This window comes from Brevundimonas sp. FV2ps16 (genome assembly GCF_058681075.1).
The window spans coordinates 1,602,758-1,616,346 of sequence record NZ_CM178728.1 but is presented as its reverse complement, the minus strand read 5'-3'; the positions used below and the strand labels follow the sequence as shown (position 1 = coordinate 1,616,346).

At 67.6% G+C, this 13,589-nt stretch carries 17 protein-coding genes and 1 tRNA gene; 5 read left to right on the top strand and 13 right to left on the bottom strand.

What is annotated here, in order from left to right; genetic code table 11:
- Positions 1 to 35: 35 nt before the first annotated feature.
- Positions 36 to 284 (top strand): DUF1150 domain-containing protein, encoded by a 249-nt coding sequence (locus ACW170_RS07785; protein ID WP_271163746.1) that lies wholly within the window; start codon positions 36 to 38, stop codon positions 282 to 284.
- Positions 285 to 293: 9 nt separating this feature from the next.
- On the opposite strand, the gene ptsN is transcribed toward ACW170_RS07785, so the two are convergent.
- The 8 genes from ptsN to ACW170_RS07745 form a co-directional block, all read right to left on the bottom strand.
- Positions 294 to 761, bottom strand: coding sequence for a PTS IIA-like nitrogen regulatory protein PtsN (gene ptsN / locus ACW170_RS07780; RefSeq protein ID WP_271163747.1), 468 nt, complete (start codon positions 759 to 761; stop codon positions 294 to 296).
- An 83-nt stretch (positions 762 to 844) separates the two neighbouring features.
- A complete protein-coding gene (gene hpf, locus ACW170_RS07775) occupies positions 845 to 1,483 on the bottom strand; it encodes a ribosome hibernation-promoting factor, HPF/YfiA family (RefSeq protein ID WP_492089060.1) in 639 nt (212 codons plus the stop codon).
- A gap of 62 nt (positions 1,484 to 1,545) precedes the next feature.
- A complete protein-coding gene (rpoN, locus tag ACW170_RS07770) occupies positions 1,546 to 3,048 on the bottom strand; it encodes an RNA polymerase factor sigma-54 (RefSeq protein WP_492089059.1) in 1,503 nt (500 codons plus the stop codon).
- 987 nt (positions 3,049 to 4,035) lie between these two features.
- Positions 4,036 to 4,830 carry an LPS export ABC transporter ATP-binding protein gene (gene lptB / locus ACW170_RS07765; protein WP_492089058.1) on the bottom strand — a complete coding sequence of 265 codons (795 nt, stop codon included), beginning with the start codon at positions 4,828 to 4,830 and terminating at the stop codon, positions 4,036 to 4,038.
- A 32-nt stretch (positions 4,831 to 4,862) separates the two neighbouring features.
- On the bottom strand, positions 4,863 to 5,381 hold the full coding sequence (locus tag ACW170_RS07760) for an LptA/OstA family protein (RefSeq protein ID WP_492089057.1): 519 nt from the start codon (positions 5,379 to 5,381) through the stop codon (positions 4,863 to 4,865).
- Positions 5,378 to 6,052: an LPS export ABC transporter periplasmic protein LptC gene (gene lptC, locus ACW170_RS07755; RefSeq protein WP_492089056.1), complete on the bottom strand. Its 675-nt coding sequence runs from the start codon at positions 6,050 to 6,052 to the stop codon at positions 5,378 to 5,380. The genes ACW170_RS07760 and lptC overlap by 4 nt, the downstream gene beginning before the upstream one ends.
- Before the next feature lie 3 nt (positions 6,053 to 6,055).
- Complete coding sequence (locus tag ACW170_RS07750; protein WP_492089055.1) at positions 6,056 to 6,670, bottom strand: ribonuclease D; 615 nt, start codon at positions 6,668 to 6,670, stop codon at positions 6,056 to 6,058.
- Between the two features lie 126 nt (positions 6,671 to 6,796).
- Positions 6,797 to 6,883, bottom strand: a tRNA-Leu gene (locus ACW170_RS07745).
- Positions 6,884 to 7,090: 207 nt separating this feature from the next.
- Between ACW170_RS07745 and ACW170_RS07740 the strand changes: the two genes are divergently transcribed.
- Together ACW170_RS07740 and ACW170_RS07735 are read left to right on the top strand one after the other, a co-directional pair.
- Positions 7,091 to 7,447, top strand: coding sequence for a VanZ family protein (locus ACW170_RS07740; protein WP_492089054.1), 357 nt, complete (start codon positions 7,091 to 7,093; stop codon positions 7,445 to 7,447).
- Between the two features lie 48 nt (positions 7,448 to 7,495).
- On the top strand, positions 7,496 to 8,407 hold the full coding sequence (locus ACW170_RS07735; protein ID WP_492089053.1) for a WecB/TagA/CpsF family glycosyltransferase: 912 nt from the start codon (positions 7,496 to 7,498) through the stop codon (positions 8,405 to 8,407).
- A gap of 4 nt (positions 8,408 to 8,411) precedes the next feature.
- Here the strand turns inward: ACW170_RS07735 and ACW170_RS07730 are convergent, their stop codons facing one another.
- Both ACW170_RS07730 and ACW170_RS07725 read right to left on the bottom strand, forming a co-directional pair.
- On the bottom strand, positions 8,412 to 9,545 hold the full coding sequence (locus ACW170_RS07730) for a cell wall hydrolase (protein ID WP_492089052.1): 1,134 nt from the start codon (positions 9,543 to 9,545) through the stop codon (positions 8,412 to 8,414).
- A 191-nt stretch (positions 9,546 to 9,736) separates the two neighbouring features.
- Positions 9,737 to 10,699 (bottom strand): transglutaminase-like cysteine peptidase, encoded by a 963-nt coding sequence (locus tag ACW170_RS07725; protein ID WP_492089051.1) that lies wholly within the window; start codon positions 10,697 to 10,699, stop codon positions 9,737 to 9,739.
- A 208-nt stretch (positions 10,700 to 10,907) separates the two neighbouring features.
- Here ACW170_RS07725 and ACW170_RS07720 point away from each other — a divergent pair, with 208 nt between their 5' ends.
- Entirely contained in the window at positions 10,908 to 11,498 is a 591-nt protein-coding gene (locus ACW170_RS07720; RefSeq protein WP_492089050.1) for a polysaccharide biosynthesis/export family protein, read from the top strand.
- A gap of 44 nt (positions 11,499 to 11,542) precedes the next feature.
- Positions 11,543 to 12,352, top strand: coding sequence for a metallophosphoesterase family protein (locus ACW170_RS07715; protein WP_492089049.1), 810 nt, complete (start codon positions 11,543 to 11,545; stop codon positions 12,350 to 12,352).
- A 16-nt stretch (positions 12,353 to 12,368) separates the two neighbouring features.
- Here the strand turns inward: ACW170_RS07715 and fliE are convergent, their stop codons facing one another.
- The 3 genes from fliE to flgB are packed head-to-tail and all read right to left on the bottom strand — an operon-like array spanning position 12,369 to position 13,525.
- Entirely contained in the window at positions 12,369 to 12,671 is a 303-nt protein-coding gene (gene fliE, locus ACW170_RS07710; RefSeq protein WP_492089048.1) for a flagellar hook-basal body complex protein FliE, read from the bottom strand.
- Between the two features lie 10 nt (positions 12,672 to 12,681).
- A complete protein-coding gene (flgC, locus tag ACW170_RS07705) occupies positions 12,682 to 13,101 on the bottom strand; it encodes a flagellar basal body rod protein FlgC (RefSeq protein ID WP_492089047.1) in 420 nt (139 codons plus the stop codon).
- Between the two features lie 16 nt (positions 13,102 to 13,117).
- The gene (gene flgB / locus ACW170_RS07700; RefSeq protein ID WP_492089046.1) at positions 13,118 to 13,525 is read right to left on the bottom strand and encodes a flagellar basal body rod protein FlgB; all 408 of its coding nucleotides are present in this window, start codon (positions 13,523 to 13,525) and stop codon (positions 13,118 to 13,120) included.
- Positions 13,526 to 13,589 lie beyond the last annotated feature (64 nt).

The window sequence follows — 13,589 nt, the reverse complement described above, 5'->3', positions numbered from 1 at the left end:
ATCCGGGCGTTGTACATTTGAAGGAGGCGGTCCTAATGACGCCGATGATGACCAAGGAAGATTTTGCAGGAATGGGCGCGCCCGACCTCGTCTATGTGCGCGAGGTGAAGGCGTCCGATCTGCTGGAAGAGGCGGTCGAGATGAAGGACATAGCCTTTGATCCCAATCAGTCGCTGTACGCCGTGCATAGCGCGGACGGAGAACGGCTCGCGGTGATGCTGGACCGCGAGACCGCTTTCGCCGCCGCCGTGGCGCACGAGCTTGAGCCGGTTTCAGTTCACTGAGACAGACGATCAGGCCGCCGTGGCGGGGGCCTGATCCTTGACGAACAGGGCCTTGATGGCGTCCGTCGTCTGAGCTTGGCGCAACTGCTCGCGGAGTTCGGGCGAGCGCAGGGCGCGCGACACGGCGGCCAGAGCGCGCAGGTGTTCGGCGCCGTCCTTGGGCGGAGCGAACAGCGCCAGCAGTAGATCGACTGGACGATCGTCGACCGAGTCATAGGCGACAGGCGAATCCAGCCGGACGAAGACGGCCGTGACCCGATCAATCTCGGTCAGACGAGCATGGGGCACGGCGACGCCAGAGCCCAGGCCGGTCGATCCCAGAGCTTCGCGTTCAAGCAGCGCTTCGAAGATGCGGCCCTGATCGACGCCCAGGGCCATGGAGGCCGCTTCGGCGACGACGTGAAGGGCCTGACGCTTTGAAGAGGCGCCGCCGCGCAGCACCACGCCGTTCGGCGCAAGCAGATCTGCGATGTCCATGGTAGCCCAACTCTAGATAAGCGACTGGGAGTCGCGGGCGCCCCTTTAGAGGCTCCCGCGACAAAGTCAAACTGGGCCGTTAACTAATGGCCGTTGGTCTTCTTGGTGCGCTCCGGATCGATCCAGCCGACATTGCCGTCGGGCCGGCGGTAAACCACCGCGAGGCCGCCGTGGGCGGCGTTGCGGAAGAGGACGACCGGGTAGCCGGTCATGTCCAGCTCGAGCACCGCGCGACCGACCGTGATGGTGCGGATCTCGTGCTCGGTCTCGGCGATGACCATGCCCAGCGGGGGCGGGCCGTCGTTTTCGCTGGCGTCGCCGAAGACGTCGTCCTCGACGCTGTCGGGATCCCGCAGCACGATGCTGCGAGCGACTTCGCGGGCGGCGTTTTCAGTCTTTTCAGGCGACAGGCCCTTGGGCCCGATGTGGTGATCCTTGAGCCGGCGCTTGTAGCGACGGACGCGCTTTTCGAGCCGGTCCAGCGCCTCGGTGAAGGCCGAATGGGCGTCGCCGCCCATGCCGGTCGTCACCAGGGTCTGGCCCGACGCGAGGCGGACCCAACAGTCCACCTTGAAGTTGTGGCCGTCTTTCGACACCACGACCTCGGCGTCGTCACCGCCGCGGGCGAAGTATTTTCCGACCCCGTCTTCGAGTTCCTGGGAGATGCGCGAGCCTAACGCTTCGCCGACATCCACTTGCTTGCCGCTGACTTGGACTTGCATACGGATAGAACGCTCCCGCCCGCATTTGGTGTCAATCGAGATCACCGATTTGTGGTCACGCTTCAGGCCGTCTTAAGCATCCTGCGGCGTTCGACCGAGGAGGGAATCCTCAAGGCTTCCCGATACTTGGCGACCGTCCTACGGGCGATATCTATGCCCGTCTCCTTAAGGATTTCGACGATCCGATCATCGGACAAAACGTCGCCGTCCATACCCTCGCCGTCGATCATGGCCTTGATCCGGTGACGGACGGCTTCGGCCGAATGGGTCGAGACGCCGTCGACCGACTGGATGGAGGCGGTGAAGAAGAATTTCAGCTCGAAGACGCCGCGCGGGGTCGAAACATATTTGTTCGAGGTGACGCGGCTGACCGTCGATTCGTGCATGCCGATGGCGTCGGCGACCGTCTTCAGATTCAACGGCCGCAGGAACTCGACCCCGAAGGCGAGGAAGGCGTCCTGCTGGCGCACGATCTCGGACGAGACCTTCAGAATGGTCTTGGCCCGCTGGTCCAGCGACTTGACCAGCCAGCTGGCCTGGGCGGCGCAGTCGGCGACGAAGGTTTTTTCGGTGTCGGACCGGGCGCCGGCCTGGACCAGGCCGTGATAGCGTTTGTCGATCAGCAGGCGCGGCAGGGTGTCGGCGTTCAGCTCGACCCGCCAGCCCCCGGCCGGATCGGCCCGGACATGGACGTCGGGCACGACCGTCTGGGCCGGTTCGCCGCCGAAACCGGCGCCGGGGCGCGGGGTCAGGGCCTTCAGCTCCGAGATCATCTCGGACAGATCCTCGCCGTCGACGCCGCAGACCTTCTTCAGGCCCGCCAGATCGCGGCGGGCCAGCAGGTCCAGATTGTCGAGCAGGGCGCCCATGGCCGGGTCGAACCGATTGCGCTCGATCAGTTGCAGCTTCAGGCATTCGGGCACCGAACGGGCCATGATACCGGTCGGCTCGAAACCCTGGCAGACGCTCACCACCGCCTCGATCCGATCCAGGCCGACGCCCAGCCGATCCGCAAACTCGGCCATTTCGCCGCGCAGATAGCCGCCCTCGTCGGTGGCGTCGATCAGGGTCAGGGCGATGGCGTGGTCGGCGGGCGACAGGCCGGCCGAGGAGGCCTGGGCCTGCAGATGCTCCCACAAGGTCAGCTCGTGGGCGTCGGGCCGTTCGCCGTCGCCTTCGAAGACCTGGCCGCCCTTGCCCGCGCTGGACCAGTCGGACAGGCCGGGCTGGGCCTCGTCGGTCATGCGGTCGCTGGTGCGTTCGCCGGGGGCGGCGTCGCCGTAGACGTCGTCGGACCCGGCGTCCATCGAGGCCACGGAATCCTGGCCGACGCCGTCGCCGAAGGACATTTCAACGTCGGACGCGGCGTCGGAGACCTTGTCCGGGGCGTCGGGCCCGTCGCCCTCGGGCTCGTCGCGCTGCAGCAGCGGATTGCGTTCCAGCTCGGCCTCGACGAACTCCTCGAGCTCGAGGTTCGACAGTTGCAGCAGCTTGATCGCCTGCTGCAGCTGGGGCGTGATGACCAGCCCCTGCCCCTGTCTGATCTCTAGACGTTGCCCGATCACGTTCGAAAAATCCCCTCCGCGCGCCGAACTGGCCCGGAACTTGCTGTGCAGAATGGCGGCCTATTGGTTAACGCCCGACAAATATCGAAACACGGGTGTGCAGAAGCCCCCTCGCGCCTCAGCTGCGAAGTTGGAGGCCCATCGCGAGTGGAGGGCGGGACGGAGCGCCGGGCCTCGCCCGGAGAGAATAGTTTTTACCGTTTCGACGAAGACAGACGCTCCGCGCGCAGGGTGTTTCTGCCGGCCGGGGATATTGAAGCGGCAGTTGTGATGCCTCTTCCCCAAGGCCTGCGTCAGGTCGGCGATCCCTGCGAAGGACCGTCCCGAGTGCGACCGGGTTCCTAACCCCGAGTCCTCCGCCGACGTTTCTGCGCGGGATGAGCCCACCGATGCACCGTCATGCGGCGCGGGGGAATCCCACCCCCGCCCCTGATCCCTACGCTCCCGCCGCCGCAAGGTCGCAGGCCTTACGAGCCCTCCTAGCGACGAGACCGGGGGTATTATGCGGGGGTTTTGGGGAGTGATTAGAAGAGGGGGGTGAGATTCTTGTAAGGGGTTGGAATTGTTGAAGGGGAGGCAGCGTCATTATGCGCGGTGCGGCGTCGAAGAGCCCCTCCGTCTCGCCGCTGCGCGTCGATCCACCTCCCCACTGCGTGGGGAGGAGACAGAGGTTCGCGGCGTCTCCTCCCCACGCAGTGGGGAGGGGGACCGCCGCGCCGATTTGCGCGGTGGTGGAGGGGCTCTTAGCCGCGAATTCGCTCTTTGGCTTTCAGCGCGAAGGCGCCGAGTCGCCCCCTGCGGGCGTTCGTTGACACGGTGGTCACAGACCTTCCCCCGCTTGCGGGGGAAGTGTCAGGCCGTGGCGCGCAGCGACACGCCTGACGATGGGGGAAGTCTTCCTTTGAGCGACACTTCCCTCTCCGACCCTGGTCCGCTGCGCGGACGCCGGGCCACCTCTCCCGCAAGCGGGAGAGGGTCAAGTCCTTCTCAGGCGTAGTTTTCGCCGAGGTAGACGCGGCGGACTTCGGGGTCGTTGACGGCTTCGTCGGCGGTGCCTTCGAACAGGACCGAGCCGCCCGAGATGATCGAGACGCGGTCGGTGATGTCCAGGGTCTCGCGGACATTGTGGTCGGTGATCAGGACGCCGATCCCCTGCCCGGCCAGATAACGGATGACCGAGCGGATGTCGGCGATGGCCAGGGGGTCGATGCCGGCGAAGGGTTCGTCCAGCAGGATGAAGGAGGGGCGGCCGGCCAGGGCGCGGGCGATCTCGACCCGGCGCCGTTCGCCGCCGGACAGGCCGGTGGCCGGGGCGTGACGGAGATGGTCGATGTGAAGCTCGTTCAGCAGACGGTCGGTCTCGGCGTCCAGCTGGTCGCGCGGATAGTTGAGTTCGACCACCGCCTTGATGTTCTGCTCGACCGTCATGCCGCGGAAGATCGAGGCCTCCTGGGCCAGATAGCCCAGGCCCATGCGGCTGCGCTGGTACATGGGCTGGCCGGTGATGTCCTCGCCGTCCAGCCAGATCGAGCCGGAATCGGGCGGGATCAGGCCGGTGATCATGTAGAAACAGGTGGTCTTGCCGGCGCCGTTGGGGCCCAGAAGGCCGGCGACCTCGCCGCGCTGGACCGTCAGGGAGACGTCGCGCACCACCTGGCGCTGGCCGAAGGCGCGGGCGATGTTGCGCACCCGCAGCCCCTTTTCGGCGACCGGAACAGCCGGCTCGGACTTTGCCGCAGGCCGGTCGGCCAGGTTCAGGGCGGAGAGTTCCTTGCGGGCCAAATCTTAGATCCGTGCTCAGCTGGGCCGCAGCCTCAGTTGGTTCCGTCGGGATAGAAGACGCCCTGGATGCGGCTGCCGGCGCCCTGGCCGCGCGGGGCGCCAGACATGGTGGCCGCGTCGGTGTTGACGTTATAGGTCAGCCGTCCGCCGGTCAGGACGTTCTTGCCCTGGTTCAGGATGACGTTTCCGGTCACGATCAGTTCGCCGTTCGAGGGCGTATAGACGGCCTGGTCGCCGCGCATCGACTGGGTCGGGGTGACGAAATAGACGGTCCCCGTAGCCTCGACCCGGGTGATCTGGCCCTGGGCGTCGCGATAGGCGGTCATCGCCTCGGCCCGCAGACGATTGTCGCCCTGGGTGATTTCGGCGCGGCCGCGCAGGCTCATGCGATCGGTGGCGTATTCGCCGTCGTCCGCGCCGATGGCGATCGGCTGGCGAGAGGTCGTGCGGGTGGTTTGTGCGTCGCCGACGGCGGGCAGGGCCAGAAGGCTGAGCGCCGCCAGGGCCGCTGCAGCGCGACTGAGGGAGGTTTTCGATGTCATCGCCGTCATTCGCCTGATCCCGAGGGATTGATGGTGCCGCTGATCTTGGTGTCGCCAGAGCCCTTGAACACCACGCGCTCGCCCTGATCATAGATCGCATAGGACGAAGCGTTGATGGTTCCAATAGGGCCGGCGCCCTGAACGCCCCGTGAACCCGTGATGATTCCGGTCGAGGTGTCGACCACCGCCTCGGGCGTGGTCAGGACGAAGCCGGAGCCGCCGTCCGAAATCCGCACGTTCGGACCGATGGTCACGGTCTTGGCCTGTTCGTTGTAGGTCCCGCCGTCGGCGGTCATTTCGGTGACCTTGCGCCCGCCCAGGTTCAGCTTCAGCGCCGGGCCGACCAGGCGGAAATGGCCGGTGGCGGGATCGCGGATCGCGCCCTGGGCGCCGACGGTGAAGGCGCGGCCTTGCGCGTCCTGGCCGTGGAACAGGGGCTTGTCCAGGCGGACCTCCTGGCCCTGGCTGGCCTTGCGCTCGACCCCCGACATGACGGTGCGGAACACGGTCCAGGTCAGGACGCCGCCCGCCAGCACCAGGATGATGATCGGCAGGATGCGGCGGAACAGCTTGACCCGCCGCGAATGCGCCCGCCAGCGCGCGCCGGCCAGGACCACCCGCGCCTCGTCGGCTTCGTCGCCTGTATGACCGGGGCCAATGGGGTCGCGGGGGGCGGTCACGGGTCAGCTGTGGGCGAAGATGTCGATCTCGTCCCAGCCGGCGAGATCGAGCGCCGAACGGTCCGGCAGGAAGTCGAAGCAGCGGGCCGCCAGTTCAGTGCGGCCTTCGCGCGCCAGCATCAGGTCCAGCTTGGCGCGGGCGGCATGCAGGTAGAGGACGTCCGAGGCGGCGTAGTCCAGCTGGGCCTGGGTCAATTCGGCCGCGCCCCAGTCGGACGACTGCTGGGCCTTGGACAGGTCGACGCCGACCGTCTCGCGCACCACGTCCTTCAGGCCGTGGCGGTCGGTGTAGGTGCGGGCCAGTTTGGAGGCGATCTTGGTGCAATAGACCGGCCGGGTCTCGACCCCGAGGTGCAGCAGGAACATGCCGATGTCGAAACGGCCGAAGTGGAAGATCTTGGTCACCGCCGGATCGGTCAGCAGCCGCTTCAGGTTCGGGCAGTCATAGTCGGGACGGTTCAGCCGCACGACATGGGCGTTTCCGTCGCCGGACGACAGCTGGACCACGCACAGGGGATCGCGGCGGAAGCGCAGGCCCATGGTCTCGGAATCAATGGCGACGTCCGGTCCCAAGTCCAAGTCGTCGGGCAGGTCGCCCTCGTGCAGGTAAACGGTCATGGTCAGGTTCTTACACGCGCAGGGCAAAGGTCGAAAGCGGCCTCAAGCCGCCTATCGCCGCGCGCGAGGCGATAGGCCCAAAAAGCAAACGGCGCCGTGTCCGAAAACACGACGCCGCTTATAATATGGTGCCCAGAAGAGGACTCGAACCTCCACGGCCGTTAAGCCACTGGCACCTGAAGCCAGCGCGTCTACCAATTCCGCCATCTGGGCCCCGTCGGCAGCGCCTTGCGGCGTTTCCATCGGGAAGGCGCGGACCTCTAAGGGAGGGTCCGGGCGGGGTCAACAGGGATTTTTCGTCGGAGGTCGGTTTTATTTCGCAAGCGCGGCCGTAACCCCCGGCGGGTGGCCATTCGGCGGGTCTGCGACTAGGGTGGCGTCTGTTTTCCGCGCCTTCTCCTCCCCTTGATCGGTGCGCCCGTGATTCTGACCGTCCTTCGCGGCGGCGCCGTCCTGGCGCTGCTGATCCTGTTCGTCGCCATGCTCGGTCCCTTTCAGGGGGCCGAGGAGGGTATCGGCCTGAGCGACAAGCCGGCGCACGCCATCGGCTTCTTCATCATCACCGTCTGCCTGACGCTGATCGCGCCCGGCCTGGGGGTGTGGCGCACGGCCCTACTGGCGCTAGCGCTGGGCGCGGGCGTTGAAGTGGTTCAGGGGGTCAGCGGACGTTCGGCCAATCTGTTCGACCTGATGGCGGACGGGGTGGGCGTGGCGGCGGCGAGCGCCGTGCGGGTCTGGGCCGAGCGGGCGAGACCGGACCTGTTTTCGGCGCGTTAAGCCTGTTCGCTTACCCCGCTTTGAGGCCTGCCCCCCTATCTCTGGGACATGGCGGACGCGTCCCAGATTTCACCGACGAAAGAGCGTCGCACCAGCCCCCGCGCGGCCTATCGCAAGCGGCGGCGGCGGCGCGAGCGGGTGCATATGTTCGGCCAGCTGGTCGATCTGGTGAAGCCCGAAGAAGTGCTGCACCACGTCCAGGACGCCGTGGCCGAGGGCCGCAAGAGCCTGGTCGCCAACCATAATCTGCACAGTCTTTACCTGATCCAGAAACATCCGGAGCTGCGGCCCTTCTACGACAAGGCCGAGATGATCGAGGTGGATTCGACGCCGATGATCTGGTTCTCGCGGGCCCTGGGCCTGCACAGCCGGGGCTTTCACCGCTGCACCTATCTGGACTGGCGCGACCATTTCTGGAGCGTCGCCGACCGCAAGGGATGGCGGGTCATGTCGGTCGGCGGCGAGCCGGGCGTGGGCGAAGAGGCGGCGCGACGCCTCGGCGCCCGCTATCCCAAGACCGAGATCCGCACCCGCCACGGCTTCTTCGACGCCACGCCCGGCTCGGCCGACAACGCCGAGATCGTCGCCGAGATCCAGGCCTTCAAACCGCATATCCTGTTTGTCGGCATGGGCATGCCGCGTCAGGAGCTGTGGACCCTGGCGGTGTACGACGCCCTGCCCGACTGCGTGATCTTCTCGGTCGGCGCGGCCTTCGACTATGAGGCGGGAACCCAGACCCCGGCGCCCCGCTGGATGGGCCGGGCCGGGGTCGAATGGGCCTATCGGCTGGTGCAGGATCCGCGTCGGCTGTTCACCCGCTATTGCGTCGAACCCTGGGCCCTGATCCCGCTGGCGATCCGCGACCTGCGCGCGGCGCGGCGTCGCATGGTCGGCAAGCAGGCCCGGCGGACCGAGGACTTCGGCGCCCCGCCCGTCGATAATTTCCCGCGCGGCGCCTGATCGATCAGGACGGCGCGGCGATCCGGGAGCGGCGGCGGGGCTGGGGCTCGCCCGACGGCGTCGTCAGGGGATTTTCGACGACCGGACGCGCTGTGGCCGCCGGCGGCGGGGGCGGCGCGCTGGAGACCGGGGCCGGCGCGGGTCGGGGCGCGACCGGGGCCTGAACCGGCGTCGACGACGGCAGGGGGAGCGGCGGCGGGGGAGCCATGGTGACCACGACGGGCGGCGGTGGGGCCAGCAAGGGATCGTCCAGCTCCAGCGGCTCGATCGGCGTCGCCACCAGGGCCATCTTCTCGATCGTCGGCTCGACGCCCGCATGGCGGCCGGTGAAGGCGGGCGGCAGGCCCCAGCCCCCGCCCCAACGATAGAAGATATGGGTCCCGATCTGGCGCATCTTGACCAGACGCTCGGCCCAGTAGGGGGCGACCCAGTCGGTGTGATAGTGGGTCGCCATGCCGACGCCGGAGGCGACGAAGCCGTTCAGGGCGCCGCCGGCGGCCAGACGGGCGCGCGCCCAGCCCTCGGGCGAAGGCGGACGGGTCATGGCGCCGTCGCAGGTGAAGCTGAACTGGCAGCCCGTGGTCCGCTCGGATCCCTGGAAGATCACGCCGCAGATCGTCTTGGGATAGGCCGGGTGGCGCATGCGGTTGACCACCACCTGGGCCACCGCCGCCTGGCCCGCCGCCGTCTCGCTGGCCGCCTCGTAATAGACGGCGGCGGTCAGGCAATCGAGGGCGCGGGCGTAGTCCTCCAGCTGGTCGGCCGGCATGATGAAGGGCTTGGCCGAGAGGATCGGCAGGGTCGAGAACGGCAGGGCGGCGTTGAACGCCCGCGCCTCGTCCGGGGTGATCGGGCGAATTTCGTCGGGCGCCAGGGTGGTGTCCAGCATCTGCTGCATGCCGGCCGGGGTCTGTTGCGCCAGTCCGGTCGGACGGACGACGGCGGGCGCGCCGCGCGCCGCGCCCTGAGACCGGAACACCAGAACCGCCGCCACGGCGAGCGCCAGGGCCAGAAGCGCCAAGCCAATCACGTGAATCCGACGAATACGAATACGGCGCCGCGGCCGCTGCGTCGGGCGTGGCCGACGCGGTCCGGCGAAGGGCGGCGGCGTAGGAGGCGTTTCGCGGTCGATGGTCATTCTTGCTCCGGCAGAGGGACGCGGGCCGCGCGGGGCGTCCGATCAGTCCACACAGCAAGTGCGGCGCCGCGATGGCGACGCCGCCTGGAGAGTGATGAACCTTGAGGCGCCACGCCGCCCTGTGCCGTTTCGACCCAGTGCTAGGCGCGAGTGTATCAGGACGGGAGCGCGAAATCTTCCGGAAAGCGGACTCAGCCCGCCATGCGGACCCATTCAAACGTCTTGCCGGGGGCCTGACGCTCGCGCCACTTGTAGTTCGCCTGGTCCCAGCGCGAGATGCGGCCGGTCAGATTGTCGAGGACGTAGTCGCCCCGGTCCGTGGCCACCAGAAGCACGGCGTGGATTTCGCCCCAGCGGGTCTCGACCACGGCGATGGACAGGGCCCCGACCGGATAGCCGGCGCGCACCAGGGCGCGGCGCTTGGCCAGGACAAAGTCCTCGCAGTCGCCCCGGGCGCGGTCGCCGTTGGGCACGGTCCAGTAGTCGCCTACGCCATAGACCCGGGCGTCCGAGCCGCTGCGGATCTGGCGATTGACCTGGCGGTTGATGTCGCTGATCGCCTTCCAGTCGCTGTCCGACAGGGCGATGACCGGCGCGGTCTTGACCGCCGCAGGGCGCGCCCAGGAGCGGTCCAGATCCCTGACGCGGGCCGAGACGTCGCGACCGAAATCCTCGGCCGACGGGGCCGCATCGCCTTGAGCTGCGCCCGCTTCGACAGCAGCCGTAGCGACGTCTTCCATCGCCACGGCGGCGCCTTCGCGACGCGGATCCGAGACGGCGGGAGCGGCGGCGCGTTGAGGGAAGACGCGGCTCCAGTCGAAGCCGTTGGCGGCGTTTGCAGCCGGGCGCGTCGAGGCCGGGCGGCTGGAGGCGACCTGTTCTGTGCGTCCGAAAACGCCGGCCCAATAGAGGGAGTTGGCGCGGGCGCGGATCTCGGCGAGGTTCACCCGCTCGCCCGGCGCGAGGCAGTCGCGGGGCGAGCGCTCGCAGAAGTCGAGGAAGCCGGAGGGGGCCGCAGCGACGGCGCCGATCGGCATGCGCGCAGGACCGGCAGGTTGCGGTCCCGCCACGGCGGCTCCGGAAACCAAGACGGCGGCGGCGAGGACGGCGGCGCCGATCACGCCTGAACGGCGCGGCGAGCTGACAATCGACATGGGCGATCCCTGTTTCATGGGACCACCCTGCCCGAGCCATATCAATATGAGCCTTAGAAGTAGGGTTTAGGGGTGCTGTAGAAGATTGGTTTCGGCCGCATTAAGGGTGTTTTCATCTTCGGCCCGATCTTTGCTGCGGCGCCGCACGCATCGCCTTGGAAACATCGAACGGCTTGCGCTATGCTGGGGAGAAGCGAGGATGACGATCATGCGGAATTGGTTGAGTGCGGCCCTGTTGGGGCTCACCTTGATGTTCACCGTCGCCGCGTGCGGCGCCGGTCCCCTGGCCGCAGCCGGGCTGGTCGATACGCCCGTGGATCCCAGCGTCGTCCGCACCGTGCCTGAATATCGGCTGGGCGCCGCCGACAAGGTTCGGGTCAACGTCTATGGCGAAGAAGGCCTGACCGGCGAGTTCATCGTCGGCGGCAGCGGACGCGTCTCCATGCCCCTGATCGGCGAGGTCCAGGCTGCGGGCCTGACCATCACCGAGTTCCAGACCGAAATCGCCGAGTCCCTGAAGAAGGGCTATATCAACGAGCCGCGCGTCTCGGCCGAGGTTCTGAACTATCGTCCCTTCTATATTCTGGGCGAGGTGAACAAGCCGGGCGAATATCCCTACACCAACAATCTGACGGTTCTGAACGCGGTGGCCACGGCGGAAGGCTTCACCTACCGGGCCAATACCCGTCAGGTCTATATCAAGCGCGCCGACGGCACGGGCGAACAGGCCTATCCGTTGACGACGGCGACCCAGGTGGCGCCGGGGGACACCATCCGCATCGGCGAGCGCTTCTTCTGAGGCGACAGGCTTGCCAAGCCCCCTGCGGTTGCTGATCTAGGGGGATGTTCGCCAAACTGTTCAAACGCCGCCCTCTGGACTCCGAGCGCCGCAAGGCCTCGACGCCAGAGGACACGGTCGCGTGGGCGTTGGGGGACATCCACGGGCGGCTGGACCTGCTGACGCCCCTGGTCGAGGCGATGATCGCGGACCTCGAGGCCTCGACCGCCAGCCGCAAGCTGATGATCTTCCTGGGCGACTATATCGACCGGGGGCCGGACTCAAAGGGGGTCATCGATTTGCTCGCGGGTCTGCGTCGCCGGGGCATGTTCGAGCTGCACTTCCTGCGCGGCAATCACGAGGATCGGATGGAGGCCTTCCTGGTCGATCCCGACATGGGTCCGGGCTGGTGCGACTATGGCGGGCGCGAATGCCTGGCCTCGTATGGCGTCAGCCCGCCGTTCGACAAGACCGACGCCGCCGGATGGGCCGCCGCCTGCGAGGCCCTGAACGCCGCCGTCGATGAGCGCCAGCGCGCCTTCCTGGCCGCCCAGGAATACAGTTTCACCCTGGGAGACTATTTCTTCGCCCATGCGGGGGCCGAACCCGGCGTGCCGCTGGACCAGCAGGATCCGCAGCAGCTGATGTGGGTGCGGCACGAATTCCTGAACCACCCTGCCCCGTTCGAGCGGGTCGTCGTCCATGGCCATACGCCCACGGAAGCCGTCCACGCGGATCACCGCCGGATCGGCCTGGACACCGGCGCCTACGCCACCGGCGTGCTGACGGCGCTGAGGCTGGAGGGGGAGACGCGCGAGCTGGTGCAGACGGCCTCGGCCGGCGGACAGGTCAGCCTGAGCCGCCGCCCGCTCTGAAATCAGGCGCCGCCGATCAGATCGGCATGGCCATGATTTCCTTATAGGCGGAAATCACCTGGTCGCGGACGGAGATCACGGTTTCCAGAGACGCTTCGGCCGAGCTGAGCGCGGTCACGACATCGATCAGATTGCCGTTGCCCTGGATCGACTGGGTCATCTGGGTCTCGGCCGCCCTGGACTGCTGCGTCATGTCGGTCATGGCGTTCTTGACCAGGTCGGCGAAGCCGTTGTCGCCGGAGGCGGGCGGTTGCGCCGCCGTGGGCATGGCCGAGCCTTGAACGGCGGCGTAGGCGCGGGCGGCCATCATCGGGTTCATGGCCTAGTCCTCAGCGTTTGATGATGTCGAGGGTTCGGCTGTCCATCGACCGCGCCGTCTCGATGACGTTCAGATTGGCTTCGTAGGCGCGCTGGGCCTCGCGCATGTCCATGGCCTCGACCAGGGTGTTGACGTTGGGCCGCATCACATAGCCCTGTTCATTGGCGGCCGGGTGCGAGGGGTCGTAGTCCATGTTGAAATCGCTGTCGTCCGGCCGGACCTCGGCCAGGGTGACGCCGGTGGCACCGTCGACCTCGCGCGCCTGGAAGACCGGGATCTGGCGGCGATAGGGCTCGCCGCCGGGGGTGCGGGCGGTGGACTGGGCGTTGGCGATGTTCTCGGCGATGACGCGCATGCGCGACTGCTGGGCCTTGAGGGCCGAGGCCGCCACCGCCATGGCGCTGTTCGAGGGGGGGATGGGATCAGGCATGGATCAGTCCTTCGTCTCAAGCCGCGCCGGGCTTGCGCGCGGCCATGCGGATCATGGACATGGATTTCTGGTAGAAGCCGATGGCGGCGTCATAGGCCATGCGGCTCTCGGCCATCTTCAGCATCTGCTCCTCGACCACCACCGAGTTGCCGTCGAGCGTGGTCTCGGAGTCCGGCGACTTGGATGCGTCGAAGCGCGGCGCGCTGACGGCGGGGGCGATGTGGGCGCGGTTGGTGCGGACGACCTGAAGCCCCCCGCCCGAGCGCAGGGCGGCGGCGAAGTCGGTCGGCTGTTTCAGATCGCGGCCGCCGTAACCGGGCGTATCGGCGTTGGCCACGTTCTCGGCGATGACCCGCTGGCGTTCGTCCAGCCAGCCCAGCCGGCCCTTGATCTGCCCCAGCAGCGGAATGTCGGCGACGCCCATGGCGATCTCCCGTGGCGCAGATGTGCGCGATGGGCAGAAAATGCCGCCTGCATGGTTAACAGGC